Annotated in this window: 21 protein-coding genes, 1 tRNA gene and 1 pseudogene; 11 read left to right on the top strand and 12 right to left on the bottom strand. The window is 60.0% G+C overall.

Going from position 1 to position 26383, the window contains the following annotated elements; translation table 11 throughout:
• Positions 1-33 precede the first annotated feature (33 nt).
• The 4 genes from ABQ137_RS11025 to ABQ137_RS11010 form a co-directional block, all read right to left on the bottom strand.
• Complete coding sequence (locus tag ABQ137_RS11025) at positions 34-642, bottom strand: class I SAM-dependent methyltransferase (protein WP_184518085.1); 609 nt, start codon at positions 640-642, stop codon at positions 34-36.
• Positions 635-1603 carry a glycosyltransferase gene (locus tag ABQ137_RS11020; protein WP_425523799.1) on the bottom strand — a complete coding sequence of 323 codons (969 nt, stop codon included), beginning with the start codon at positions 1601-1603 and terminating at the stop codon, positions 635-637. The genes ABQ137_RS11025 and ABQ137_RS11020 overlap by 8 nt, the downstream gene beginning before the upstream one ends.
• Before the next feature lie 68 nt (positions 1604-1671).
• Positions 1672-2469, bottom strand: coding sequence for a glycosyltransferase (locus ABQ137_RS11015; protein ID WP_181120652.1), 798 nt, complete (start codon positions 2467-2469; stop codon positions 1672-1674).
• Between the two features lies 1 nt (position 2470).
• Complete coding sequence (locus ABQ137_RS11010) at positions 2471-2932, bottom strand: EamA family transporter (RefSeq protein WP_311770011.1); 462 nt, start codon at positions 2930-2932, stop codon at positions 2471-2473.
• A gap of 242 nt (positions 2933-3174) precedes the next feature.
• Here ABQ137_RS11010 and ABQ137_RS11005 point away from each other — a divergent pair, with 242 nt between their 5' ends.
• The 10 genes and pseudogenes from ABQ137_RS11005 (at position 3175) to ABQ137_RS10960 (ending at position 15963) form a co-directional block, all read left to right on the top strand.
• Positions 3175-3588 carry a pilin gene (locus ABQ137_RS11005; RefSeq protein WP_104567528.1) on the top strand — a complete coding sequence of 138 codons (414 nt, stop codon included), beginning with the start codon at positions 3175-3177 and terminating at the stop codon, positions 3586-3588.
• Between the two features lie 62 nt (positions 3589-3650).
• Complete coding sequence (locus ABQ137_RS11000; protein ID WP_184518081.1) at positions 3651-5612, top strand: hypothetical protein; 1962 nt, start codon at positions 3651-3653, stop codon at positions 5610-5612.
• A gap of 171 nt (positions 5613-5783) precedes the next feature.
• Positions 5784-6986 (top strand): type II secretion system F family protein, encoded by a 1203-nt coding sequence (locus ABQ137_RS10995; RefSeq protein WP_258077866.1) that lies wholly within the window; start codon positions 5784-5786, stop codon positions 6984-6986.
• A 6-nt stretch (positions 6987-6992) separates the two neighbouring features.
• The gene (locus ABQ137_RS10990) at positions 6993-7856 is read left to right on the top strand and encodes a prepilin peptidase (protein WP_016849610.1); all 864 of its coding nucleotides are present in this window, start codon (positions 6993-6995) and stop codon (positions 7854-7856) included.
• A 13-nt stretch (positions 7857-7869) separates the two neighbouring features.
• On the top strand, positions 7870-8481 hold the full coding sequence (coaE, locus tag ABQ137_RS10985; protein WP_184518079.1) for a dephospho-CoA kinase: 612 nt from the start codon (positions 7870-7872) through the stop codon (positions 8479-8481).
• Between the two features lie 663 nt (positions 8482-9144).
• Positions 9145-13185: an RHS repeat-associated core domain-containing protein gene (locus tag ABQ137_RS10980; protein ID WP_349782459.1), complete on the top strand. Its 4041-nt coding sequence runs from the start codon at positions 9145-9147 to the stop codon at positions 13183-13185.
• Positions 13175-13585 (top strand): hypothetical protein, encoded by a 411-nt coding sequence (locus tag ABQ137_RS10975; protein ID WP_184433715.1) that lies wholly within the window; start codon positions 13175-13177, stop codon positions 13583-13585. The genes ABQ137_RS10980 and ABQ137_RS10975 overlap by 11 nt, the downstream gene beginning before the upstream one ends.
• A gap of 20 nt (positions 13586-13605) precedes the next feature.
• Positions 13606-14153, top strand: a pseudogene (locus ABQ137_RS10970) (RHS repeat-associated core domain-containing protein); the annotation flags it as partial.
• Between the two features lie 448 nt (positions 14154-14601).
• A complete protein-coding gene (locus tag ABQ137_RS10965) occupies positions 14602-15114 on the top strand; it encodes a hypothetical protein (protein WP_184518077.1) in 513 nt (170 codons plus the stop codon).
• Positions 15115-15567: 453 nt separating this feature from the next.
• Complete coding sequence (locus tag ABQ137_RS10960) at positions 15568-15963, top strand: SymE family type I addiction module toxin (protein ID WP_184518075.1); 396 nt, start codon at positions 15568-15570, stop codon at positions 15961-15963.
• A gap of 105 nt (positions 15964-16068) precedes the next feature.
• Here ABQ137_RS10960 and ABQ137_RS10955 read toward each other — a convergent pair whose 3' ends face one another.
• The 4 genes from ABQ137_RS10955 to rimK all read right to left on the bottom strand — a co-directional run bounded on the left by ABQ137_RS10955 (position 16069) and on the right by rimK (position 19677).
• A complete protein-coding gene (locus ABQ137_RS10955; protein ID WP_016904089.1) occupies positions 16069-17403 on the bottom strand; it encodes a sensor histidine kinase in 1335 nt (444 codons plus the stop codon).
• A complete protein-coding gene (locus ABQ137_RS10950; RefSeq protein ID WP_006448355.1) occupies positions 17396-18073 on the bottom strand; it encodes a response regulator transcription factor in 678 nt (225 codons plus the stop codon). The genes ABQ137_RS10955 and ABQ137_RS10950 overlap by 8 nt, the downstream gene beginning before the upstream one ends.
• 31 nt (positions 18074-18104) lie before the next feature.
• Positions 18105-18575 (bottom strand): hypothetical protein, encoded by a 471-nt coding sequence (locus ABQ137_RS10945; protein ID WP_064485041.1) that lies wholly within the window; start codon positions 18573-18575, stop codon positions 18105-18107.
• A 226-nt stretch (positions 18576-18801) separates the two neighbouring features.
• A complete protein-coding gene (gene rimK / locus ABQ137_RS10940) occupies positions 18802-19677 on the bottom strand; it encodes a 30S ribosomal protein S6--L-glutamate ligase (RefSeq protein ID WP_503021218.1) in 876 nt (291 codons plus the stop codon).
• A 518-nt stretch (positions 19678-20195) separates the two neighbouring features.
• Between rimK and glgX the strand changes: the two genes are divergently transcribed.
• Positions 20196-22328 (top strand): glycogen debranching protein GlgX, encoded by a 2133-nt coding sequence (glgX, locus tag ABQ137_RS10935; protein WP_065032736.1) that lies wholly within the window; start codon positions 20196-20198, stop codon positions 22326-22328.
• 648 nt (positions 22329-22976) lie between these two features.
• On the opposite strand, the gene ABQ137_RS10930 is transcribed toward glgX, so the two are convergent.
• The 4 genes from ABQ137_RS10930 to ABQ137_RS10915 form a co-directional block, all read right to left on the bottom strand.
• Entirely contained in the window at positions 22977-23369 is a 393-nt protein-coding gene (locus tag ABQ137_RS10930) for an H-NS histone family protein (protein ID WP_023904915.1), read from the bottom strand.
• 88 nt (positions 23370-23457) lie between these two features.
• Entirely contained in the window at positions 23458-23844 is a 387-nt protein-coding gene (locus tag ABQ137_RS10925) for a hypothetical protein (RefSeq protein WP_026064907.1), read from the bottom strand.
• A 410-nt stretch (positions 23845-24254) separates the two neighbouring features.
• Positions 24255-24328 (bottom strand) — tRNA-Gly (locus tag ABQ137_RS10920).
• A gap of 104 nt (positions 24329-24432) precedes the next feature.
• On the bottom strand, positions 24433-26217 hold the full coding sequence (locus ABQ137_RS10915; protein WP_154832529.1) for an autotransporter outer membrane beta-barrel domain-containing protein: 1785 nt from the start codon (positions 26215-26217) through the stop codon (positions 24433-24435).
• Positions 26218-26383: the final 166 nt, after the last annotated feature.

The raw sequence follows: 26383 nt of genomic DNA, 5'->3' as shown, positions 1-26383 counted from the left end.
GACAATGGCGGTAAAGCCGATCGCTCCTCGGCGCTACGGATCTGGGGCGTCGGCGACGAAAAGCACCTGCAACTCATGGTGGGGTAACCAGTCCCCCAGCACGCGCATATTGCCCGGATAGTACCGCCGCCGGCTTAACCGAAACCCGGCATCTGCCAGCAATTCCGGCCGGGAGAGGAAATCGGCATCCACGAAGGTCCGATGCGTGGCATCGGACGCGAATCCCTTCTGCCCCGGCACCACTACTAGGATCCGTCGTACACCGAGCCGGCGAGCAGCGGCAGCGAGCTTTCGTAAGACCTCCCGCGGCTGCTCCAGGTGCTCCAGCACATGACTGATCACCATCGACTCGAAACGAGCGCCGCCGGTCAACAATCGAAGACTCCAATCGTCACTCTCGCCATCGTAGTGATCCACGGGCAGACCACGCTCACGGCAATAGCGGACAGTCGCCTGGTTGTATTCCATCCCTCTCGACCCTTTGGGAAGACGCTCCAGCAATTCGCCGACGCCACACCCGAAGTCCAGCGTTGGCCCACGCAACAATGCCTGCGCACTACGCAAGTAGGCTCTGCGCACCAGCTTCCTGAGCCGACTCCGGTTTACCTGATACTCCGTGTAAGCAGCGCCGAACTCACTCATGCCGTCCCTCCCGGCGCAATGCCGCTCCCCGCAGCAAGACATGTAATGGCCGCACCGGAACCGATGCGATGTCGTAGGCAAGAAATCCGAGAATCAGCTGGATGCCCACGATGATCTGAATCGCCGCAAGCATGACGCTGCCCGCTGAACTGAAGTAGCCCGTTTGCGCTGATTGCAGCCAGAAAAATGCACCGGTCAACGCACCGGACACGAGAAATGCCATTCCAGCGACGAGCTCAAGCGAGGCCAGCGACAAGTCCCGCAGGAAGTAGTTGTAGAAGATCCGCTTGCCGAAACTTCGCAAATGGCGGATGGAGAAGTCCACGGCGATCCGCCGAATACTGAGGTTGCTGACTTCGTCTCCATAGCGCGCGTCCATCGGGACATCTACCACGACCGCGCGAATGGTATTCAACCGGAACAGCATGTCGCTCTCGAAGAAGTACCGCCGACTGATCTTGTCCAATGGCAGGCGCGCAAGCACGCTGGCGTGCACCGCCGTATAGCCATTGGTCGGATCGAAGATATCCCAGTACCCGGACGAAAGCTTGGTCAAAAAGGATAGGGCCGTGTTGCCCACGATTCTGACAGCGGGCATGCGACGGATTTGCGTCAAATCATAGAACCTGTTTCCCTTGGAATAGTCGGCCTCGCCTCTCACGATCGGCCCGATAAGCTCCAGCAGGGCAGCCGGGTCCATTTGGCCGTCACCATCCATCTTGACGATGATATCGGCATCTCCTGCCAGCGCCGCACGATACCCAGCCACGGTGGCGCCCCCGACTCCTAGGTTCACCGGATTGCGGACGACGACGACCCTGTCATCAGTACAATTCTGTTGCACGAAGTCGCCGCTCGCGTCCGGGCAATGGTCATCGACCACGTAAATCGACCCAACCTCTGACGGAATCGCTGCCAGTACGTCCAGCACGTGCGCCTTGACCCGGTAACACGGAATCACGATCGCCAATCGCAGCGTCTCCAATCGCGCCTCGCCCGTTTGGACGTACACAGTCGTTGCAGACACGCTCACGTCCCAGCACTGTAGGAAAGACGATAGATCCAGGCCAACAAGGTGGCAATCGGGCGCGGCCAGAAGCGGCAGAACATCATCAAATCCTCTTTGGCACGCATGCCCGATAGCACGCCATCTGTCGTCGTACTTTCTGCGTGGACACGATGCAACATCGAAACACGCTTGATCCGCACGAAACTTCCCGGTTGATCCGCAGCCCGCGTCCAGGCATCCCAATCGAGATTCAAGCGTAAATCTTCCCTGAAAGCACCCCAGCTTGCCGGAGTGCGCATCGTCACCGATGGACACGGCACCGCACACCCGAACATGAGCAGACGTCGCTTTGCTGCCCTGGAGCGCCGAACCGACAGGCCGAAGAACGCTAGCTCCTGTAATAGCCGCTTGACCACAAGCATCGAGGTGATCTGCCGCGTAGACTCTCCGACCAGTTCGCCATAGCCGGTCATGATAAGCGACGCGTCCGGCGCACCTTCCATCGCCGCTTTCGTGTCGCGGGCGAAGTCAGGCAGATAGACGTCATCTTGGTGCGCTAGCGTCACCCAACCTGCCGGCACGGCTGTCAACGCGAGATTCCAGTCCACGCCGATGCCACGACGCTCGCTATGATGTTCAACCAGGGTCGCGCCGAACCGGTCCGCCAGTTGTCGGATAGCGGACGTCGGCGTCGAGGTACTAATCCATATCGGCGATGGCGAGGACTGCGTACTCAGCGAGCGCAGACACACCTCCAAATGCGGCGAATCCCCATATGCCGGAACGACGAAGACATGACTGAGTGCAAGTGACGCCACCTCACCCCCCCTGTGCGTTAAGGGAAACCAAGGCCACACCCACGGAGATCAGCACCAGTCCTACCCATTGCCACAGTGCGAGGCGCTCGCCGTAGAGCAGCCAACTCAGCAACGCGAGCAGTAGATAAAAAAATGCCCCGGAGATCGCGAATGCCACTCCCAGTTTGACCTGGCGGACCACTAGCATCCAGACGATGAAGCCAATGCCCTGGATTGCCACCGCGGTGATTACGCTGGGCGAAAGCACTGCCGCGATCAGCCATGCTGAGCCTTCGGGTGACGGAGTCCTCGCGGCCACCTGCGCCAGTGCGCGTTTGACGAGCAACTGACTGCCAATGGTCGAACACGTCACAAAAAAAATCAGTAATATTTCGCGATACATCACGCCACGCCTGCAGATGACGCCAGTGCCAACGGATGTACACCGGTCGTCGACAGCATAAGTGGTGTGAACCAGATGCACCACTGACCTGAAAATGCTTGGCAGCTGACATTTTTTGTCACTCTGTGACTCCCCCGGACGGACGGTTCTCACCGCCCGCTAGTTGTGCCTCCAGCCAAACCGCGCCCTGGCGAGCGACGCAAAAGTTGGCACAGTCCATGCATCAATCCAGACGTGGTGATTCTGCATGCCACGATCAACCTACAGTCGAGGGAGATCCACGTGCGCTCATCCGTCCTATCCAACCAGCCGAGATTGAACTCATGAAGAAGAATGCACAGGGCTTCACCCTGATCGAACTGATGATCGTGATCGCCATCATTGCCATCCTGGCCGCCATTGCGCTGCCGGCCTATTCGGACTACACCAAGAAGGCCAAGGTCTCGGAAGTCGTGCTGGCAGCGTCGTCGGGCCGCACTACCATTTCGGAGTATGTCGCTGCGAACAACGGCAACTGCCCCAGCACCAGCGTGCTCGAGAGCCAATCGTCGACCTACGTTAGCGGTGTCAGCAACAGCGGCTGCGTGATCACCGCAGTCAGCACCGTGTCGGGCGCGACCGGTAATATCGTCCTGACCGGCACGGTGAATGCGTCCACCTTCCAGGTCGACTGGACCTGCGGTGGCAGCGTGCAGTCCAAGTACCGTCCGGGTTCCTGCCAGGGCACTAAGCAGTAATAGGTACGCTTTGACAAAGAACCCCGGGAAACCGGGGTTTTTTTTGCTCGAGAATAATGCCAATGGACAAGAGATCCCGTAATCCGACAATCTTGCTGCTCGGCATAACGCTGTTGACCGCCATACTTTACTGGCCGGGGCTAAATGGTCCTTTCCTGATGGACGATCAGCAGCATCTGCTATTGGTGCAATCCTGGCACCAGGGACAGATCGGCTTCTGGGACATGGCCGCCGGCAACGGCAACTGGCTGCTCCATCGCTCGCTTGCCATGGCCAGCCTGGCATTGAATGTCGCCATCGGCGGCGACTCCAGCACCTCCCTCAAGCTAGGCAATCTACTAGGGCATTTGTTATGCGCCTGGATCGCCTATATCATGTTTCGCCGCCTCCTTGGCCGCGATCGCAACCTCGCAGGTCATGCCGGGCTGATCGCCGCACTGATCTGCAGCCTCTGGCTGCTGCACCCGATCAATGTCAGCACGGTGCTGTATGTCGTGCAGCGCATGAGCGAAATCGCCACCATATTCCCTTTATTGGGAGTGGCACTCTACGCAACCATCCGCAACCGCATGCTGGCAGGGCGCCTTAAGGCAACCCAAGCCCTGGTACTTCTATTCCTCGGCATTCCACTGCTGACCCTGCTAGGCATCCAGGGCAAACAGAGTGCCGTAGTGCTCATCGGGCTGTGCCTGGTGGTCGAGCTCGGGTGGTTCCAGGAGCCGCGCGACTGGCCCTGGGTATTGAAAAGTTTCTATCTGGTATTCGTCGCAGTACCGCTACTGGCCCTCCCGCTGGTACTGCACCACTACTGGCAGCCACTTGAGGCTGCCATGCTTGAGTGGGGCATGACCCCTACCGAGCGACTGCTGACCGAGCCACGGGTGCTCTGGCAGTACCTGCGCATGCTCGTCGCTCCTTACTCGCCGGCGATGGGCATTTATAACGACGATATCGCCATCTCAAGCAGCCTGCTCAGCCCAGTGTCGACCCTGCTCTCGGTCGCCGGGCTCATTCTGATCAGTGTGGTTGCCTGGCGCGTGCGCAAGCGTCTTCCGGCGACGTTCGTCGGCTGGTTCTGGTTTCTGGTGGCGCACTCGGTCGAGGCAAGCATCGTGCCGATCGAGCTCTACTATGAGCATCGCAACTACCTGCCTCAATTCGGCCTCTGGCTCATGCTCATCGACCTCGCCGCAGCCGCGCTTCGTCACCTGGACAAGTCGGGGATGAAGGTCCGTATGCTGGGGTGGACCCTTGCCGGCGGATTCATCATGGTGCTGAGCATCCAGACATGGCAGAGGGTCATGGTCTGGCAGACCTCACTGGGCATCAGTTTGACAGCGATCGAAACCCACCCAAATTCGGCACGAGCTCACGTCGCCTTCGGTTTTGCGGCGATGCAGGCAGGGCTTGTCGGGGATACGTATCGGGTTTTCGAGCAATTGGCCGCCAACCCCGATCCTGCGCTTGCTGCGATTGGCAAGGTCGAACTCACCGTGCTGAACTGCCATTTGAAAAGCGACAGCGATCCCGAGCTGCTGCTGCAAGCCGGGCGCCAGTCCACCGCTTTCATCAATCCGGTACTGCCATACGCAATCTCGAACCTGATGGAAGTCCATGCACGCAAGGGCTGCGGTCGCGTCACCTCGGCGGTATTGGCCGAGACGATCGAGGACGTTCTCGCGCGGGCAACAGGCCAGCGCGAAGCCTCCCAGGCAAAATGGTCCCTGCGATACAACGCGGCGCTAGCGCACGACCAGGCAGGCGACTGGCGCGACGCTCTCAATCAGACAAGGATTGCATGGTCGCGCAGCCCAGATCCGACAATTGCATTGTTTCATGTGAAACTTCTCCTCCGGGCCGGCGACCTGAATGCTGCCAAGGCCGCATTCTGGGATGTCATGCGTCGCGCCCGCTACACCAGCGTAAGCGAGCTGGAGGGCGCGTCGCGCGGCGCTGCTCTGCGCGCGATGCTGAAAGAAATCAACACCTACGCGGCGGAGCATGGCCAGCAAGGCTTGCACTGAAGAAGCAGGATGAAGGCAGGCCGGTTCGTGCCGCTGCTGGTGCCAGCAGGTGCGCGACCCGCTATCATCATCACGTATACCGGCATGGGGTGCCGGTGGGGAGACTTGGCAATGTCAGCATTGGGCAGCACTGTGAAAAAGGGGGCTAAACCGGCCAATCGTATAAACGCGATGACGTCTTTTATCTGGGAGGGGACAGACAAGCGCGGCGTCAAAATGAAGGGGGATGAGCTGGCTCGCAATGCAAACATGCTGCGCGCCGAACTCCGCCGCAGGGGGATCAATCCCACTGTTGTCAAAACAAAGCCCAAGCCGCTGTTTGGCGCAACCGGCAAGCCGATCAAACCTAAGGACATCGCATTTTTCAGTCGCCAGATTGCGACCATGATGAAATCCGGTGTCCCGATGGTCGGCACACTGGAAATCATCGGCGAGGGCTCCAAAAATCCCCGCATGCGAAAGATGGTTGGCGAAATCCGTACCGACATCGAGGGCGGATCATCGCTCAATGAAGCGATTAGCAGACATCCGGTGCAGTTTGACGAGCTTTATCGCAACCTGGTCCGTGCCGGTGAAAGCGCCGGCGTGCTGGATACTGTGCTGGATACTGTGGCGACCTATAAGGAAAATATCGAAGCACTGAAGGGCAAGATCAAGAAAGCCCTCTTTTATCCTGCAATGGTGATGGCAGTAGCGTTGATCGTCAGTTCCATATTGCTGATTTGGGTGGTACCACAGTTCGAGACAGTATTCTCCAGCTTCGGTGCGGAATTACCTGCATTCACCCAAATGATCGTGAATCTTTCACGATTCATGGTTTCCTGGTGGCTCCCAATCTTGCTGGTGATCGTTGGGTCGGCGGTAGGGCTGACCATGGCCTACAAGCGCTCACCCCGAATGCAGCACCTGTTTGATCGTCTAGTTCTAAAGGTGCCGGTCATTGGCAAGATCATGCACGACAGTTCGATTGCCCGATTCGCACGAACAACCGCCGTTACCTTCAAGGCAGGCGTTCCGTTGGTCGAAGCGCTGGGAATCGTCGCAGGCGCGACGGGTAACAAGGTCTACGAGGAAGCAGTCCTGCGGATGCGAGACGACGTATCGGTGGGCTACCCTGTCAATCTGTCGATGAAGCAAGTAAACCTCTTTCCGCACATGGTGATTCAGATGACTGCGATTGGTGAAGAGGCCGGTGCGCTGGATGCCATGCTGTTCAAGGTCGCTGAATACTTTGAGCAAGAAGTCAACAATGCCGTCGATGCACTGAGCAGCCTGCTTGAGCCTATGATCATGATCTTCATTGGCACCATCGTAGGCGGCATGGTCATCGGCATGTATCTTCCGATCTTCAAACTTGGCGCAGTGGTTGGATAAGACGTAATGGCATTTCTCGACCAGCATCCCGGTCTCGGCTTTCCCGCCGCGGCCGGACTGGGACTGCTGATCGGCAGCTTCCTGAACGTGGTGATCCTGCGCTTGCCCAAGCGCATGGAATGGCAGTGGCGGCGCGACGCGCGCGAGATCCTGGAGCTGCCGGACATCTACGAGCCGCCACCGCCGGGGATCGTGGTGGAGCCCTCGCACGACCCGGTCACCGGCGACAAGCTCAAGTGGTGGGAGAATATCCCGCTCTTCAGCTGGCTGATGCTGCGCGGCAAGTCGCGCTACAGCGGCAAGCCGATCTCCATCCAGTACCCGCTGGTGGAGCTGTTGACCTCGATCCTGTGCGTGGCCAGCGTCTGGCGGTTCGGCTTTGGCTGGCAGGGCTTCGGCGCAATCGTGCTGAGCTGCTTCCTGGTGGCGATGTCGGGCATCGACCTGCGCCACAAGCTGCTGCCGGACCAGCTGACCTTGCCGCTGATGTGGCTGGGTCTGGTCGGCTCGATGGACAACCTCTACATGCCGGCCAAGCCCGCCTTACTGGGCGCGGCGGTTGGCTATGTCTCGCTGTGGACGGTGTGGTGGCTGTTCAAGCAGCTCACCGGCAAGGAAGGCATGGGCCACGGCGACTTCAAGCTGCTGGCCGCGCTCGGTGCCTGGTGTGGGCTGAAAGGCATACTGCCGATCATCCTGATCTCCTCGCTGGTCGGTGCCATCCTCGGCTCGATCTGGCTGGTGGCCAAGGGTCGCGACCGCGCCACCCCGATCCCGTTCGGCCCCTACCTGGCAATCGCCGGCTGGGTGGTGTTCTTCTGGGGCAACGACCTGGTGGACGGTTACCTGCACTTCGCAGGCCTGCGTTAACCGGGGCACGGCGATGAGCGACTTCATCGTCGGCCTCACGGGTGGCATCGCCTCCGGCAAGAGCGCCCTCTCCGCCGAGTTCGAGAAGCTTGGCGTGCCGGTCATTGACGCGGATGTTGTTGCGCGGCGGGTTGTGGAGCCCGGCCCCATTCTTGATGCCATCGCCGATCGCTTCGGACGCGCCATCTTGTTGCCGGATGGCGCGCTAGATCGCTCCGCCTTGCGCCAAATTGTCTTTGCCGATCCACTTCAACGGAAGGCGCTCGAAGCCATCACTCACCCCGCCATCCGCGACGAACTGCGTCGCGCCGCACTGGCTGCCCGGGGACCGTACACCATCGTGGCGATCCCGCTGCTTGCCGAAGCCGGAGGACGTGCCACCTACCCGTGGCTGGACCGTATCCTAGTAGTCGATGTCCCGGCCGCCTTGCAGCACGCGCGCCTCATGCGCCGCGATGGCGCAACACCCGAATTGGCGAGTCGGATGATCGCCGCACAGGCGACGCGCAAACAGCGAGAAGCCATCGCCGACGATATTGTCAGCAATGAAAAGACTCCGGAGCGATTGGAGCAGATCGCGCGCAGGTTGGATGTTGCCTATCGGGTAGCCGCTTCAGAGCATTAGCGTTTGATCATAGACAGTGGTGGTGAGGCCGTGGTTGCAAATCCATGTCACGAGCATCGGAGAGACACGCTACTTTTTCGCGCTGCAGGAATGCGAACAATGCGCCCAGTGAGACTTCGGGCATAGTCGCAGTGAATTCCTCCCCTTATCCCGGCCTTTATTTAGCAGTCAAGGAAGAAAGCAATGCACACCCAAAGCAATGATTCATCCGCCACCCCATTGAATGGGTCGTCGTTATTTTCTCAAAGGCGATTCACTGCAATCGCGCTACAACAAATATCAAGCCTTGTTTTAATGACGGCGCTTTGCTTCCCTACCTTTTCCGTACTCGCTCAAGACTTCGAAGTTAGCAAAATCCCACCGCTACCCGGTGAATTCAATCCTGAGATTAACATTTATGGAGGTGGCTGCCTTGTCCTCCGATGTGGAGGACAAGGCAACGGGCTATGGGATGGACAACCAGCATCAATCGTAGTTATGACGTATACGGGGCCGGAACAGCTAGAACTTCGTCCATACTTGGCGGTCGGATTCTTAGGGGCGAATAACTGCACTACAACGGCCGAGTATACGTGCCGACCGTCAGACAGCGGTTACTTCCCTGCGCTACTGGCGAAAAAATGGGAATGTCCCGCTGGATTTGATCCTAATCCAAACAACTTCATGACATGCATTCGTCGGCCAATCGATCCAGGCAAGAACAACGAATGTGATGCCCCAACATCAGGCTCCTGCACCGCAGGAAATCCGGTCAATTTTTTCACTGGCGCCAAACTACAGAAAGATATTGATTTCTCTGCGCCCGCAACCAAACTCCAATTCGTTCGCTTTTACACCAGCGGAAATATTGGGCTTGATGCCGGCTCTCCGCTAGGCATTGAGTGGCGGCACTCTTACATGCGGTCCATCAGAGCCAACTTAACATCGGGCTCGAAAACCGTTCTGCTCACAAGACCAAGTGGCAACTCTTACTTGTTTAAGAACGAGGGAAGCGGCAAATGGCATGCAGAAAGCGACGTGCGCTACGTACTCGAGGAAGTTAGGGAGGACGGGGCGCTGGTCAACTGGCATGTCCACGCTCCCGATCAGACCATTGAAGAGTTTGATGCAGCTGGCAACTTGCAGAAAATTGACTACCCTGACGGCGATTTTGTAACCCTTCGCTATACAGAAGGAAAAATCTCAGCAGTGACTGATGCGACCGGACGGAGTCTTAATTTTGCATACAAATATGGGCAACTAGACTTTATCACGCTACCGGATGGACAGAGCCTGACGTACGCTTTTGATGATAAGAACCGATTGCAAAGTGCTTCAACGCAGGGCGGCTCAGTCAGATCATATCTTTACCAGAACAAGGAGTTCCCCAGCGCCCTAACGGGAATCGTTGATGAGCAAGGCATCCAATTCGCATCCTGGGAATACGATCAATCAGGTAGAGGAGCACGCAGCTATCATGGCGCAGCCTCGGATCCGATCGATGACACAAAGATCGCCTATGACCAAAGCTCGGCAACGGTAACAAGCGCGCTAGGCGCTTCCTCTTCGTTTGCCATGAACGTTAGCTACGGGCGGGCCAAATTTGCGTCGGCGACTGCCCATTGCCCCGCATGCGGTACCTCGCAGAGCATCAAGAGCCAAACCTACGATGTCTTGGGCTATGCCGATGTCAAGCAGTACTTCAATGGCACGAAGGTAGATGAAGATTACAACGCGCGCGGACTTCGCACCCTGGAAACAACATCGCGCGACGGCCTCACCATAAAAACTGTTGCAGTCGACTGGCATCCCACCCTCCCCACTCCTGTCGCCAGATCGATTTATTCTAGCGCTGGCGACATCTATCAGAAGCAAGAGTGGACGCTCACCCAACGTGGACAGATCCTGACTTCCACTATCACGGATGGTAAAACCGGTACTGTCAGAAAGGATATGAGCAGCTTCTGCGAACAGTCAGATGTTGATACGGGCTCTAGTTGCCCACGCATCGGACTGCAGCTGACCGCTCAGCACTACGATGGTGCTCTATGGCAAGCCACACGCTTCAACTATTACATGGCCGATGACGCAGGCTGCGCTTCTACCACCAGCAGCTGCCCGCACCGCAAAGGCGACCTATGGAAAGTCACCAACGCCCTCGGCCAGGTCAACGAATACCTCGCCTACGACGGCGCAGGCCGCCCGTTGTCCATCAAGGACACCAACGGCATCGTCACCGACTACACCTATCACCCGCGCGGTTGGCTGACCGCCAGCAAGGTGCGCGGCGCCGATGCCTCCAGCGAGGCCGATGACCGCATCACCCGCATCGATTACTGGCCGACCGGCCTGGTCAAGCAGGTCACCCAGCCCGATGGCGCGTTCACCGTCTTTACCTATGATGCGGCGCATCGGCTGACCGACATCGCCGATAACGCAGGCAACACCGTCCACTACACGTTGGACAATGCCGGCAATCGCGTCAAGGAAGACACCAAGGACGCGGCCGGTACGTTGAAGCGCACGCTCTCGCGCGTCTACAACCAGCTGGGGCAACTCAAGACGCAGGCCACCGCGGCCAGCGACCCCACCGACTTCGAGTACGACGCCAACGGCAACGCCACCAAGGTGACCGATGCGCTGGCAACCGCAACGCAGAGCGAATACGACCCGCTCAATCGCCTCTCGCGCACGCTGCAGGATGTGGCCGGGATCAAGGCCAACACCACCTTCGACTACGACGCGCTGGACAACCTCACCAAGGTCACCGACCCCAAGGGCCTGGATACCAAATACGAGTACAACGGCTTTGGCGATCTGGTGAAGCTCACCAGCCCGGACACCGGCGTCACCAGCTACACCTATGACAGCGCCGGCAACCGCGCCACCCAGACCGACTCGCGCGGCAATACCACCGGCTACGGCTACGACGCGCTCAATCGCCTGACCAAGGTCACCTACCCCACCACCAACCTCAACGTGACGTACACCTACGACGTGACGCAGACAATGTGTGCGAGCGGGGAGACCTTCTCCATCGGCCGCCTGACCAAGATGCAGGACGGCGGCGCCATCACCCAGTACTGCTACAACCGCTTCGGCGATCTGGTGCGCAAGGTGCAGACCAGCAACGGCAAGGCGCTGGTACTGCGCTACGACTACACCGTCGGCGGCCAGCTGCGGCGCATGACCTATCCCGATGGGGCGGTGGTCGATTACGTGCGCAACACCCAAGGCCAGACCACCGAGGTCGGCGTGACCCCGGCCGGCGGCAGCCGTCAGGTGCTGCTGGGCAATGTCAGCTACTACCCGTTCGGTCCGGCCGCCGGCTGGACTTACGGCAATGGCCGCACCCTCGCCCGCCGCTACGATCTGGACTACCGCCCGCAGGCGATCCAGGACACCCGCCCGGGCGGGCTGGACGTGGGCTTCGGCTTCGACCCGGTTGGCAACCTCACCGCGTTGACGCCCGCTGGCAATCCCACGCCGGAGATCGGCCTGGGCTACGACACCCTGGGCCGCCTGACCGGCCTCAAGGACGGCCGCACCGGCACCCTGATCGACGGCTACAGCTACGACGCCACCGGCAACCGCCTCAGCGCCAAGGTCGGCACGGCCACGCAGGCCTACACCTACCCGGCCGACAGCCACCGCCTCAGTGCCGTGGCCGGCGTGGCCCGCAGTTACGATGCCACCGGCAACACCACCGCCATCGGCGGCACCGCGCGGCAGTACACCTACGACACCACCGGCCGCATGACCCAGGCCCGCCGTGGCGGCGCGGTGACCATGAACTACCGCTACAACGGCCGTGGCGAGCAGGTGCGCCGCTTCCTCGGCACCACCAATACCTACACGCTCTACGATGAAGCCGGCCACTGGCTGGGTGACTACGACAACAACGGCGCGCCCAAGCAGCAGGCGATCTGGCTGGACGGTCTACCGGTCGGCCTGCTGGCCAACTCCAACACGCTGCACTACATCGAACCCGATCACCTGGGCAGCCCACGCGTGGTGATCGACCCCACCCGCGATGTGGCGGTGTGGACGTGGAGCTTGAAGGGTGAAGCCTTCGGCAACACCGCGCCTGATCAGGATTCCGATGGGGATGGCGCGGCGCTGGTGCTGGATATGCGCTTCCCGGGGCAGCGGTACGATGCGGCGAGTGGATTGAATCAGAACTACTTCCGGGACTATGAAGCAGCTACTGGGCGGTATGTGCAGAGTGATCCGATTGGCTTAGGGGGTGGAGTTTCAACTTATAGCTATGTTTACGGATCTCCTCTTAACTCGACAGATCCGCTAGGACTACAAACAACAGTTGATATATGGTGTAGGCAGCACCCGGTAGAATGCGCAGCGATTTTCGCAATGGGTGCCATTACGGCAACTCCTAAAACAGGAAGCATCGCTCTTCCCAAACCCGACACACAAGAGAAATGCAAGACGTGTTCGGACATTTATCCTGAGTATGACGAATGTTCGGAAATGTCACGCTACTATCCGTATGCATCATCCGCCCACTCACTCCTTGACTTTCCGAGAGGCAGCAGAGCTAGACCTGCCACACCTGCAATGGGTGGAATATGCTCAATGAAGGGGGGGCATCAGACGGTATTCCTAAATGGCGCGTACATGGGGTCTATATTTTCTTGCCGATGCTGCACAAATACCGGCGGCGGACCAGTGATTAGTGAAATATGGGGAAATAACCGTGGCCGATAATAATCTATTTGACGAAATTAAAATGATAGCAATCAAGCTATCGCCAAGCTTGAAAATATTTAAAATAAGAAATAAAGATGGGATTATACAACTGGGATTTAGTGATTCCAATGCATTTGCGGCTGCGGTAGTGGCCGCAAGCGGCGCAAATATTAAAGCAGGAATTACTGGAACCTTTCTTAAGGGCGAAATTTTTCCATCAATTGAAAATTGCATAATTGAACTATATCTAGATCATGAATGCAGAGACATCAGGTTGATATTTTTTCTATACGAAACAATTCAAATAAAATTTGAAAATAAATTAATCACATCTAATGAATTTGAGGAATATAGAAAAATTCTAAAGCTTCACGAGCTAGCTTTAGATACTCAGCCGTCCGCCCCCTTTGACCAATGACGCCCGCACATGAGGCCACTGCGTCAGCACTTACCATGAACTACCGCTACAACGGAAAGGGCAGCATGTGCGCCGCTTCCTCGGCACCACCAATACCTACGCGCTCTACGATGAAGCCGGCCACTGGCTGGGTGACTACGACAACAACGGCGCGCCCAAGCAGCAGGCGATCTGGCTGGACGATCTACCGGTCGGCCTGCTGGCCAACGCCAACACGCTGCATTACATCGAACCGGACCACCTGGGCAGCCCGCGCGTGGTGATCGACCCCACCCGCGATGTGGCGGTGTGGACGTGGAGCTTGAAGGGCGAGGTCTTCGGCAACACCGCGCCGAATCAGGATCCGGATGGGGATGGCGCGACGCTGGTGTTGGATATGCGGTTTCCGGGGCAGCGGTTTGATGCGGCGAGTGGGTTGAATCAGAACGGATTTCGAGATGGATACGACTCAGGAAGCGGTCGATACACGCAACCCGATCCGATTGGCTTAAAAGGTGGAATTAGCGCATATGGATATGCTCAGCAGACTCCATTGATTGCCGTTGATCCGACTGGCCTTGCTGCATTCCTAACTCCCATTCCACCGGCAAATCAAAGACCAGCAGGAAGCATTTACTGCGTCGACGGCGTGATTAAGCCATATTTCAATTACGATCTTTGGCCTAAAGAGTTCCAGGAGTGCAAAGACGTTTCGGATTGTTTGATGGCACATGAGATGTCTCATGTCGGAGATGCTAATCGAGCCAGTCCCGGACTGTGCCGCAGAGGCCCCTTGCAATGGATGGGAATTGGTACAACGCCAATGAGCGTCACTTTTCCAAGCACACCTTATCCCGGGAGCAACTACAGTGAATTAGATGTGTCCGAATTCAGAGCACACACTGTTGAACTGTATTGCCTGATGAGCAAGTTGAAGTCAATGAATGGTCAGTGCGATGAAAAATGCAAGGCCGCTGTCGTACGCAGAATCAGGCAAATTACGCGCAGCTCCATACCTGCAATAGAAGGGGACACCTATGGGCAGTAAAATATCTATTTTTTCATTCCTGATTCTCCTTCCTCTTTCGGCTGCGGCAAGTCAGGACATGAAAGTAAATGTCAGCGTTATTTGCAGCAAACCCACGTCCCTACTGCTATCCGTTAAAAATACCGCCTCCACGCCAGCAGAGGTATCGGAAGCTGCATTACCATGGAATTACTCAAAGGTACTTTATACAGAAGCATTCAAAATTTCAGATGGAAAATCAGAAAAACTGATCCGAGTTGCACCAGCCGCCAACTACCTGAGGAAAATAAAATTCGCACCACAAGAAATACTTAAAGGCGAAATAAACCTGACGCAAATATTTTCCAGATTTGACAATGCAAACGAAAGCGCAAATATAGTCGTATTTTACCAGATAAGAGAAATAACAGAGCAAGGCATAAAATTTAAGGGCCGGTCTGGCGCGGTCTTTATTCCCAAGAAGAGCTTTTTCGCACAGGATTGCCCTGTAGCATTAAATCCACAATTACAACTCTCACCATGAAAGTAATTCATCGGTCGCAGTGACGAGTAGGCACTCAACAACAAAGACGTGCAGATCTTGAGTTTTCAGGGTTACGAGTAATCTACTACGGCAGTGGATCAGCCCTCATGTCCCCTACATCATGTAGTTGACATCCCAATCAACCAGTAGCACCTCTGCCTCAAGGAGCGTAAAACTCCTCTAGTAGCGGCACCCACCTCCGTCAAACCGGTGGGTTTTTTGTGCCTGCTTGCAGGCGCAAGCCGACGCGATGCCTGCGTCGGGAGGGCGGCTAATACAACACTCCTTAGGGAGGAATACGCCCGCCGGCTATGAGCGGTTTCTAACCTCCCGACATCCCGTCGCCGGCCGGCGACGGTGCTTATTTTTCGAAGGAGGCGTTGTCATGACAGATGCATCGGTATTGCAGGTTGGTGGGCGTCGTCGCCCCGTGGTGCTGGCGGAGGTGAGGCGATGAGCCGGACGCAGTCTCCAACCGCCAAGCGGTCCAAATCAAATGCCAAGCGCGCCGCTTCCGCCAAACGAGCAGCCACGCCGGTAAAGGACACGCAGCCCATGCGGCTGGTGCCGTCACCCACGTTCGATGTGGACAACCTCGCCTTCGACCGTCGCCACAGGCCTCCCGTGGACGACCTGCCGCCGCGGCCACCGCGCAAGGCACGCACGCCCACGCGCTGCACGGTGGGCTATGCGTTCTACGATGCAGAACCCGGCCGACCACACAGCCAGCGGATTCCCAGTGTGCGCTTGCGTGGGCTGTGGCTAGAGCAGTTGGGGTTTGCGGTTGGGTGCAAGCTGCAGATCACTGCGCGTGCGGGCGAGTTGGTGGTGACGGTGGTGGAGCGCTGAAAGGTGTTTTGGGTGCGGATGTTGTTTGGATGCCCTGCAGTGGGAAGGACGATACGTGTCAAGCCCTCGCGCCCGGGTGCGCTCCTACGGGAGTGTGGGTGGTGGTTAGCGGTGGAAGGCTAGTGTTGCGATGACGCCGCGCTGCTGGCCTGGGCGCACGCTGACGCGCCAGCCGTAGAGGTCGCACAGCCGGCTGACGATCGACAGGCCGATGCCGCCGCCTTGCGAATGGCCGGCGTGGGTGCCGCGGTAGCCGCGCTGGAACAGTTTGGCGGCGTCTTCTTCGCTCAGGCCGGGGCCGGAGTCGATCACTTCCACCGCATCGCCAAGCACGCGCACGCGCACCTGGCCATCCTGGGTGTACTTGACCGCGTTGCCGATCAGGTTGCCCAGCGCCACCGACAAGGCGGATTCGGGCGCGTCGATGACCAGGTCGCGCTCGCCTTCCAGCAGCAGCTCCAGCTGCTTGCCGCCCAGCTGGGCGCGGTGCGCGTCGATCAGTTGTTCAGCCACCTTGGCGACATTGCTGCTGCCCTGCCCGCGTTCGTTGCGCGAGAGCAGCAGCAGCGAGCCAATCAGGTCGCTGCACTGCAGTTCGGCGCGCTGGATGCGCTGCAGGCGTTGCAGCATCTTTTCGTCGAGATTGGGCTTGGTGAGCAGCAGTTCGGTGGCGCCGCGGATCACCGCCAGCGGCGTGCGCAGTTCGTGGCTGACGTCGGCGTTGAATTCGCGGTCGCGCTGCACCACCTCGGTGAGGCGGGCAGAGTAATCGTCCAGCGCTTCGGCCAGCTGGCCTACTTCATCGTCGGGGAAGTGCGCGGCCAGCGGCTTGGGTTCGCTGGTGCCGCCGCGGTAGGCGCGCAGGCGTGCGGCCAGGTCCGACACCGGGCGCATGACCTTGGACGCGGACCACCAGCCGATCAGCAGCGAGAAGCCGCTGAACACCAGCACCGAAAGCATCAAGGTGCGCTTGAGCTGGATCTCGCCCTTGATGGTCTGAGTCATGTCGTAGGCGAGGAAGAACCACTCGCTCGGCGTCTTGCGCACCGCCAGCTTGTACGAATACGCGTTGCCGTTCTCGTCCACGCCGGAGATGGTGTGGATGCCGTCCGGGAACTGATACCACTCCGGCTGTTCCAGCCGCAGCGCTTCGAACTTGTCGCTTTTGACCACCCGCCCACGCATCTGCTGCACCGGCAGGTCGGGGTTGCGCAGCGGGTCGGAGTAGAAACGCTGCGCAAAGGCGTCGATGTTGCGGTTCATCACGTCTTCCACCAACTGGTTTTCCACGCGCGAGCGCGCCCAGTTGGTGGCGAAGGCGAACAGCGTGGTCAGGCAGAAGCCCAACAACACGAACGACAGGATGATGCGGCTGCGCAAGCGCCGCCGGTAGCGGCCGCGCCTGCGGGCGGGCCGCGCGCCGTTATTGCTTTCAGGCATCGGGCGAGGCGATGCGATAGCCGATGCCGTGACGGGTCTGGATCATCGGCACATCGAAAGGTTTGTCGACCACCGCACGCAGGCCGTGGATATGCACACGCAGCGAGTCCGAATCCGGCAGTTCTTCGCCCCAGACGCGGGTTTCCAGCTCCTGGCGGGTGACCACGGCCGGCGAGGCCTCCATCAGCGACTGCAGGATCTTCAAGGCAGTGGGGTTGAGCTGCAGCAGCTTGCCGCGGCGACGCACTTCCAGCGTGTCCAGGTTGTATTCCAGATCGCCGGTCTCCAGCACGCGGGTGTGCACGCCCTTGCCACGACGCGACAGCGCGTTGAGCCGCACTTCCACTTCCTGCAGCGCGAACGGCTTGATCAGGTAGTCGTCCGCGCCGGAGTCGAAACCGGCCAACTTGTTGTCCAGCGAATCGCGTGCAGTGAGCATCAGCACCGGTGTCTGCTTGCGCGCTTCGTTGCGCAGCTTGCGACACACCTCGATGCCATCCATGCCGGGCAGGTTGAGGTCGAGCACGATGGCGTCGAACTCGTGCACCACGGCCAGGTGCAGACCGGTCACGCCGTCGGCGGCAAAGTCCACCGTGTGGCCACGGTCTTCGAGATAGTCGCCCAGATTGGCGGCGATATCGCTGTTGTCTTCGATTACTAGAATTCGCACTGAAACCTCAATAACTATGGTCGGGGTGGACTTAGGAGCCCGGGTCGGTGGCCTTGTGTCTCCGCTGCATGGAGCTCATGTCACGCTCGCCGCTGTCACGCAAGCGTCTGCGTTCGGCAACGGTTTTGCAGATCGAAGTGGTGTGATGAGAACCCGTCGCCTTTTCACGCGTGCAAACCAGGCGACTTTCCTCACCCGCCCTCGTCAAAATTGTATTGATGAGCTCTTGGTCGTTGTAGACCGCTGCCTTTCGGTCCGGCGTCAACGCCTGTGCATCACCATTTTCTGCCACTGCAATTTCTATTCTCGTGAGCGCAGAAAGCACCTTAGCGCGGTCTTCCTGACTGATCTCGGAGTACTTGGTGCCGCCGTCCAGCTCGTTGCGCACTTGAGCGGCCTGCTGGGCGAAAGGCTTCTTGACGTCTACTGTTGCCGAGGCATCCGCAACATTTGCTAGCAAAAGCACAGACAAAGATGCCGCATAACAGAAAGCCTTGAGCATGATCGTTCCTTGTTCCATCGTCCGTTTAACATTTCCTCACTTTAGACTCGACATCGCTGGTGGAGCAAGCGTGCCTAAGTAAAAAGGCCCAAGTGCGACAACGCACTTGGGCCAAAAGTTCATCCCGATCACCGTCACTGCCGAGAGCGGAGCTACGGTCGGGTGAGGCTAGCGAGGAAAGGATTAGATTTTCGTTAAATTTTTGCTAACAACACTCCCGGTCCGATCAGCGGATCGACTGCTCCAGGTGCTGGATGATCGCCGCCGCCACGTCCACCTCGCAGACCCCTTCCACGCCCTCCAGTCCGGGAGTCGAGTTGACCTCGAGCACCAACGGCCCGCGCCTGGAACGGATCAGGTCCACACCGGCCACGGCCAGGCCCAGCGCGCGCGCCGAGCGTACCGCGACCTCCTGCTCCTGCTCGGTGGCCTGGGCCACCGCAGCGCTGCCGCCCAGATGCAGGTTGGAACGGAAGTCGCCCTCGGCCGCCTGCCGGCGCATGGCGGCAACCACCCGGTCGCCGACCACGAAGCAGCGCAGGTCCGCGCCCTCGGCCTCGCCGATGAATTCCTGCACGATGAAGTTGGCATAGAGCCCGCGCAGCGCCTCGACTACGCCGCGCGAGGCGCTGGCTTTCTCGGCGAGGATCACCCCGGCGCCCTGCGCGCCCTCGTTCAACTTCACCACATGCGGCGGCGGGCCCAGCATCGACAGCAGATCCTGGGTGTCGTCCGGGTTGTCGCCGAACACGGTCACCGGCATGTCGATGCCTTGCGCGGCCAGCAACTGATGCGCGCGCAACTTGTCGCGCGAGCGCAGGATGGCGTCGGACGGGTTGGGCGTGTAGGTGCCCATGAATTCGAGCTGGCGCAACACGGCGGTGGCATAGCGCGTGACCGAGGCGCCGATGCGCGGGATCACCGCATCAAAGCCGGTGATCGGCTTGCCCTTGTAGTGCAGGCTGAAACCGTCGGCGGCGATGCGCATGTAGCAGCGCAGCGGGTCGAGGATGCGCACGGTATGACCACGCTTGCGCCCGGCCTCGATGAGCCGCCGGGTCGAATACAGCTTGCTGTTGCGGGAAAGAATGGCGATTTTCATCGCGGCAGGTGTACGGCGCGGCCTGGACATGGTCGGAGTCTGATGACGGAGTGACCCAAGTCCGTAGGTCTGCCGGTCGATTGGACGCGCGGGCAGCGTCCCTGCCCTTGCACGTTGCGTTCGACGGGTGTGCGACGGCCCCGAGAATGGGAGGTGGAAGTGACGCAGCAAGGCAGCTGTAAGACTGCACGCGCGGCGTGGCTGCGACGGCCCGGATGCTAGCAGGGCGGCTGCGCAGCGCTCAAGCGCGCTGACGTACCTCGGCACAGGTGATGCACGGCGCAGGTTTGCCCGCGACAGTCGCGCAGACAGCGCAGCAGACATGCGCGACTTAACGTCTCAGCTCCATCCGCGTCAGCGCGCGCGCTTCCGTCACCTCCGGCGGAATGACCGGCCGCCGCGTACCGCATCGACCGCCCTCACGCCGCCCCCCTGTCGTCGTGACGCAGTTTGCACAGCGCAACCCGCAATGCTTGAGTTCCCTCAATGCCGGCATGCCGGCGCACCCGAGACTCTCAATGCGACGTCCAGCAAGCGCGGCTTACGCCAACCCCTCCCGCATCCGTCAAGGACGCCCGTTTCCGCGCGGTGCCGTCTTCGATGGCCAGGGCACCAATTTTGCGTTGTTTTCCGCGCATGCCACGCGCGTGGAGCTGTGTCTGTTCGACGAACAGGGCACCGAAGTGCGGGTGGATCTTCCGGAATACACCAACGAGATCTGGCACGGCTACCTACCCGACGTCAAACCCGGCCAGCGCTACGGCTACCGCGTGCATGGCCCGTATGAGCCGACCGAAGGCCACCGCTTCAACCACAACAAGCTGTTGATGGACCCGTATGCACGCGAGATGGATGGCGACCTGATCTGGGCAGACGAACTGTACGGCTATACCGTGGGTCACCCGGACGGCGATCTGAGTTTCGACGAGCGCGACAGCGCGCCGTTCATGCCCAAGTGTGTGGTGGTTGAAGACACCTACGACTGGGAAGACGACGCGCGCCTGCTCAAGCCCTGGAACGAGACGGTGATCTACGAGACCCATGTGCGTGGCTATACCATGCGCAACCCGCAGGTACCGGAGGCCGTACGCGGCACCTTCGCCGGCCTGGCGCAGCCGCAGGTGCTGCAATACATCAAGGACCTGGGCATCACCGCAGTGGAGCTGTTGCCGGTACACGCGTATCTGGACGACCAGCATCTGCTGGACAAGGACCTGCGCAATTACTGGGGCTACAACACCATTGGCTTCTTCGCGCTGAAGTCGCGCTACCTGTCCAGCGGACATCGCGATGAGTTCCGCGACATGGTCAAGGCCATGCACAAGCAGGGCCTGGAAGTGATCCTGGACGTGGTCTACAACCACACCGCCGAAGGCAGCGAGCTGGGACCGACGCTGTCGTTCAAGGGCATCGACAACGCCAGCTATTACCGCCTTGCCGAAGACAAGCGTTACTACATCAACGATACCGGCACCGGCAATACGCTCAATCTGAGCAACTCGCGGGTGATCCAGTTCGTCAACGACTCGCTGCGCTATTGGGCCGGCGAGATGCATGTGGACGGCTTCCGCTTCGACCTGGCCACGATCCTGGGACGCGAGCCGAGTGGCTTCGACCAGCGTGGCGGTTTCCTGGATGCGTGCAACCAGGATCCGTTGCTGTCGGAGGTCAAGTTGATTGCCGAACCCTGGGACTGCGGCCCCGGCGGCTACCAGGTCGGTCACTTCCCGCCGGGCTGGTCGGAATGGAACGACAAGTTCCGCGACAACGCGCGCGAGTTCTGGAAGGGCGAGGATGGCAAGCTCGCCGAGTTCGCCACGCGCTTCACCGGTTCGGCCGATCTGTTCGATCGTCGCGGTCGCCGCCCGTGGGCGTCGGTCAACTTCATCACCGCGCATGATGGATTCACCCTGCGCGACCTGGTCAGCTACAACGAAAAGCACAACATCGCCAATGGCGAGGACAATCGCGACGGTTCGTCCAACGACGGTTCCTGCAACTATGGCGAGGAAGGTGATACCGACAACGCGGACGTGCTGCAGATCCGGGAGCGGCAGATGAAGAACCTGCTCGCCACGCTGCTACTCTCGCAAGGGACGCCGATGATGCTTGCCGGTGACGAGCGTGCGCAGTCGCAGGGCGGCAACAACAACACCTATTGCCAGGACAACGAGATCACCTGGCTGGACTGGGAAAACGACCCGACCGATGGCCGCCTGACCGACTTCGTCAAGGCACTGACACAGTTGCGCAAGCGCTATCCGATCCTGTCGCGCGGCCGCTTCCTCAACGGCCAGTACAACGAGGAGGCAGGCCTGCGCGATCTCACCTGGCTCAATCCGGGTGGCACCGAAATGGACGACGCGCACTGGACCGATGCCGGCGCGCGCTCGGTGGGACTGCTGCTGGAAGGCAAGGCACAGACCTCCGGTGTCAAGGAGCTGGCCAACGACGCCACGTTGTTGATCGTCATCAATGCCTACCACGAAGGCGTAACCTTCACCCTGCCCTCGGCCGACGAACCGGTGCACTGGAAGCTGGCGCTCTCGACCGACGAAGCACTGGAGGTGGACATGATGCCGGCCGGCGCCAGCGAATTCCTGGCCCCGCCGCGCAGCGTGTCGGTGTTTGAGTGCAAGAACGACCAGTAACACTGATGCGGTAACACGAACTCGCGGCCTGCCGGAAACCGGTAGGCCGCGAGTTTTTTATTGCTTCGACAACGGCGACGGAGGCTACGGCTTTAACAGGATCTGCGCTATCGATTCATGGATGTCGATGCAGCATTCAACCCTGAAGGTGACAGCCAGACTCTGCGTCGAGCGCGGGGAAGCAGAATCGCTGCTGGCGCGCCGCCATCGCAGATAGAGCTGCAATGGCTTTGCTTGCCAAAGCGCTTGGAGCAGCGGCTTGGTCTCTAGTGACGCGCGTGGCGATGCGGCCTGGTGCGGTATTTATCGAGTTACCGCTCGCCTTTATCGATAGCCGATCAACCAACTTAAAAAAACGAAACAGCCGCACCCGACAATCACGCATTTCGAGTACATCTATCGAAAAGCCCGCCGCTTAATCGCGACGCACTGTGCTTAAACAATCACATCGCCACAGCAAGCTGGACGCGCAATTCTCTGGCTCCGGCCTAAAACACGGCGACATCGGCAAGCATCACCACACCCAGATGTGATTGCACGATCCGGCAGCGTCTCGAATGCGGCAATGACGGCGATAACACCAAAGTGCACGACGGCCATGGATCGCTAAGCGTTACGCGCCCTGGCCAGACCTTGAAGACGCAAAACTCAGCCCGGATATAGCGGAAATCGCTTGTCCGGATGATTGGCCTTCCATTCCTTGTAGGAGCTGGTGCCTTCCCAGGCCTTGAACGCACGCGGCGTGCGACCACGCCCGGACCAGGTCTCGCCGGAATGCGGAATCCAGTACTTGGCCACCACTTCGCCTGTGGACGACAACGGCCCCTTGGATTTGCCAGTCATTGCCAGCGAGGCAATCTGGGACTTCTGCTTGGCATTGAAGCGGCTGCCGAATTGGGTCAGCACCTCGACCACCTGGTCGAAGGCTTCCAGCGTCTGGGCGTACTTGAGTTGGGCTTCTTCCTGCTCGAGCTTGCGCAGCTCTTCCAGCAATTGGGCTTTGGCGGCGGCAGAGGGTGAAGCGGGCGGAACCTGGCGCATTGGCAAAACTGAGGTTGGACGGGTCAGCGAGTATTGCCGTTGCGCCGGCTAGCGTAAAGCGGCAGGACGCGCCCGAGTCTGGCTGCGCTCAGCGATGGCGCAGCAAGGCATGCTCGCGGGCCATGGTCAGCACCGGCCCGATGCGCCCGGCCCGGATCAGCTCACCGCAGTGCTTGCCGACAAACTCGACCCTGGGCGCCGAAAACCACTGCACCACCCGATCCAGCTCGCCGGCGTTGATGGACCAGGCATGGCAGACCGCTTCGCCCAGCTCTTCCACCCCCACCAGCCCCAGCTCGCGAATCTGCTCGGAATCCAGCGCGAACATCTCAAGCACCTTGCCAGCATCGTCCGGCGTGCCGTAACCAAAACGCATCTGCTCGGCGCGGTGAGCAACCGAGGCTGCCCGCGCGGATTCGGCGCGTCGTATGCCCTTCAGAAGTGCGCCGATGAGTTGAGGATGCGTGGCGGTCATGGTGCTCGCTCGATGATGGCTGCCACTATGCCCATCGCCGCAAACCCGCTCAATCAGGAGGTTCCTGACCAAGGAGAAGGAAATAGCGAAGCGCGCAACTGGCGTTATTCGCTCCAAGCGCGCTGCAATCGGTGCCGGTCCAAACACTAAATGTTATATCCGGCTGCATTGTCGCAATCGGTTGTAGCCGACGAAAACACCCCATCCAGGGTTAAAAAGCCGACAGCTGAAAAACAATCGTTACCATCGACTGCGGAGGCTTAAGCTGCGCCCTGAAATTGCATGTCAGGGAGTAAGTGCAATCGCGCAGCGACCGACCCAGAGGGTAAGCAATTCAGTTAGGACGGATCGGATATCGAGCAATCCGCGCTGGCCTAGTGGACAAGATCGTCAGAGGCCACTGCCGGACATGGAGCGGGCGATGGGAATCGAACCCACGTCAGTAGCTTGGGAAGCTACAGCTCTACCATTGAGCTACGCCCGCGCGGCGTTGCGAGAGTTTAGGCGGGTGCGGGGGCCGGGCGCAATGCGTAGATGTGACGAGGGCCGGTTGCCCGGCCCTCGTTTGCAACGCGTGTGGTGCTTGGATCAGAAGTTGCCGCTGAAATTCACGAACAGCGTCGCGTCGCGGGCGCTGCGCTGGGCGGTGGTGGTGCTCAGGCCGATATTGCTCTGCAGGCCCCACAGGCCGGTGCGGGCGCCGAGCACGACGGTCGCATAGTTACGATCGAAGTTCTGGCCCGGGACGGTGTACATGCCCACGTCCGGCATCGACTGCAGCCAGGCGCTGGCTTCGGTGCCGTCCTTGAACTCGTGGTCATAGGTCGCCTGCAGGTACGGCTTGACCGCAGCACCGTCCAGGCGCACCTGGAAGCCGATGCGGCCGACCATCGAGTCGATGTCCTGATCGGCATAGCCCAGTGCGGTGGAGCTTTCGTTGCTCTCGGTGTAGCCGTCGAGCTTGAGCTTCTGCCAGGTCAGGCCGACCACCGGGCCGTACTTGACGTTGCCTTCGCCCAGCGAATAGCCGGCGTTGACCGCGGCGGTGAGGTTGCTGCCGTCCGGCGAGCCGCTGTGCACGCGGGTGGCCGGCCCGAGCTGCACTTCGCGGTCGACGTCGTAGCTCAGCCAGCTGTAGCTGACCTGCGCATTGACCCAGACCGGGCCGGTGTACCAGCCGAAGAAGCCGCCCAGCGTGGTGTCGTCCTGCTTGAAGCTGCCGTTACGGTTGCCGAAGTCGGCGTCCATGCTGCCGAAGCCGGCAAAGCCGCCAAACACCAGGTCGCCCGCAGTCCAGTCCACACCGAACAAGCCGGCCGGGGCCATGCCGTCGTACAGATCGGCATGGTCGTAACGCTGCATGTCGCCACGCACGCTGCCCCACCAACGCAGGCCATCGGCATCCGGCTTGCCGTCCAGATGCCAGGCCACCTGGTCGGCGCGCGCGCGGCCAATCGCCTGCGCCGAATGCGTGAGCACCTGCTGCAGGCGCGGGGCTTCCAGCAGCGAGATGGCGTACTCGCCCAGGATCTGGTGGGTGGCGGTGGTCGGGTGGATGCCATCGGCGAACACATAGGTGTTGGGCGCGTTGGCGGCGACCAGGCTGGTCGGGTTGCAGGCCGGCAGCGGCACGGCCGGGTTGCAGGCGGTGCTGGTGACGTTGCTGAAGCCGTAGGTGCCAGGATTGGCGACCACTTCCTGCAGGATGTGGAAGGTGTCGACCGGGATCACGCGCAGGCCGGCCGACCGCAGGCCATTGAACAATGCGGTGTTGTAGGCGGTTGCCGCAGCAGTGCCCTGCGCCATCGCGGCGGCACCGCCGGCACGGAAGCGCGGGGTGATGCCCACGTCCGGAATGGTCGGCACCATCACGTAGCGCGCGCCGGCGGCCTGCAAGGCGCCGACTGCACCGACCTGCGCGGTGACCGCGTTGCCGATGATGGCCTGCGCCTGGGCCGGCACGGCTGCAGCGGCGAGCAGATCGTTGGCGCCGCCCCATACGGTGTAGAGCGCATTCGGGTTGGCCTGGCCGCCGTTGGCGCTCAGGTAGGTGTTGATCTGGCTGGTCACCGAAGGCGCGGCACCGAGCACGCTGGTCGAACCAGCCTGGATGCGGGCGCCGCCGGCGGCGTAGTTGTCGCCGGTCTGGCCATTGCCGTTGGGCGCGGCATTGGTGCCGTAGTGGTCGGCGACGTACTCGGCCCAGACCCAGCCCGGGTTGGTGGTGAACTTGCCGGTGACCGCGCGCGAGGCGGCCGGCAGCAACGGGTTGTAGTAGCCGCTGTCGGTGAGGCTGTCACCGAAGAACACGGTCTGGTCGAACGCAGACGCGGCCATGGCCGGGGTGGCCGCAATGGCGATGGCCACGGCCATCAGGGAACGGATCGGGCGAAGGGTTGAAGCCATGGGAGTGCCTGCTCAAGGTAGTGTGGAACTGGACCGGACCTGCTGACGTACGCCGGCGAATGGCACATGGTTTCACCCTCGCCGCCCGCGCTCACGCTGCATTGCCGCATAACGCAAAAACGCGCGCCCTGGC

This window comes from Xanthomonas sp. WHRI 8393, assembly GCF_040203315.1.
GTDB lineage: Bacteria > Pseudomonadota > Gammaproteobacteria > Xanthomonadales > Xanthomonadaceae > Xanthomonas > Xanthomonas arboricola.
Note: the sequence above shows the minus strand (reverse complement) of the source record. Positions and strands in the feature narration are given on the sequence as shown.

Bases quoted from the DNA above. Each gene is read 5' to 3' on its own strand.
- ABQ137_RS11025 (WP_184518085.1), bottom strand. From the start codon at position 642: ATGAGTGAGTTCGGCGCTGCTTACACGGAGTATCAGGTAAACCGGAGT.
- ABQ137_RS11005 (WP_104567528.1), top strand. From the start codon at position 3,175: ATGAAGAAGAATGCACAGGGCTTCACCCTGATCGAACTGATGATCGTG.
- ABQ137_RS11000 (WP_184518081.1), top strand. From the start codon at position 3,651: ATGGACAAGAGATCCCGTAATCCGACAATCTTGCTGCTCGGCATAACG.
- ABQ137_RS10995 (WP_258077866.1), top strand. From the start codon at position 5,784: ATGACGTCTTTTATCTGGGAGGGGACAGACAAGCGCGGCGTCAAAATG.
- ABQ137_RS10990 (WP_016849610.1), top strand. From the start codon at position 6,993: ATGGCATTTCTCGACCAGCATCCCGGTCTCGGCTTTCCCGCCGCGGCC.
- coaE (WP_184518079.1), top strand. From the start codon at position 7,870: ATGAGCGACTTCATCGTCGGCCTCACGGGTGGCATCGCCTCCGGCAAG.
- ABQ137_RS10980 (WP_349782459.1), top strand. From the start codon at position 9,145: ATGACATGCATTCGTCGGCCAATCGATCCAGGCAAGAACAACGAATGT.
- ABQ137_RS10965 (WP_184518077.1), top strand. From the start codon at position 14,602: ATGGGCAGTAAAATATCTATTTTTTCATTCCTGATTCTCCTTCCTCTT.
- ABQ137_RS10960 (WP_184518075.1), top strand. From the start codon at position 15,568: ATGAGCCGGACGCAGTCTCCAACCGCCAAGCGGTCCAAATCAAATGCC.
- ABQ137_RS10955 (WP_016904089.1), bottom strand. From the start codon at position 17,403: ATGCCTGAAAGCAATAACGGCGCGCGGCCCGCCCGCAGGCGCGGCCGC.
- ABQ137_RS10945 (WP_064485041.1), bottom strand. From the start codon at position 18,575: ATGCTCAAGGCTTTCTGTTATGCGGCATCTTTGTCTGTGCTTTTGCTA.
- rimK (WP_503021218.1), bottom strand. From the start codon at position 19,677: ATGAAAATCGCCATTCTTTCCCGCAACAGCAAGCTGTATTCGACCCGG.
- glgX (WP_065032736.1), top strand. From the start codon at position 20,196: ATGCGACGTCCAGCAAGCGCGGCTTACGCCAACCCCTCCCGCATCCGT.
- ABQ137_RS10930 (WP_023904915.1), bottom strand. From the start codon at position 23,369: ATGCGCCAGGTTCCGCCCGCTTCACCCTCTGCCGCCGCCAAAGCCCAA.
- ABQ137_RS10925 (WP_026064907.1), bottom strand. From the start codon at position 23,844: ATGACCGCCACGCATCCTCAACTCATCGGCGCACTTCTGAAGGGCATA.
- ABQ137_RS10915 (WP_154832529.1), bottom strand. From the start codon at position 26,217: ATGGCCGTGGCCATCGCCATTGCGGCCACCCCGGCCATGGCCGCGTCT.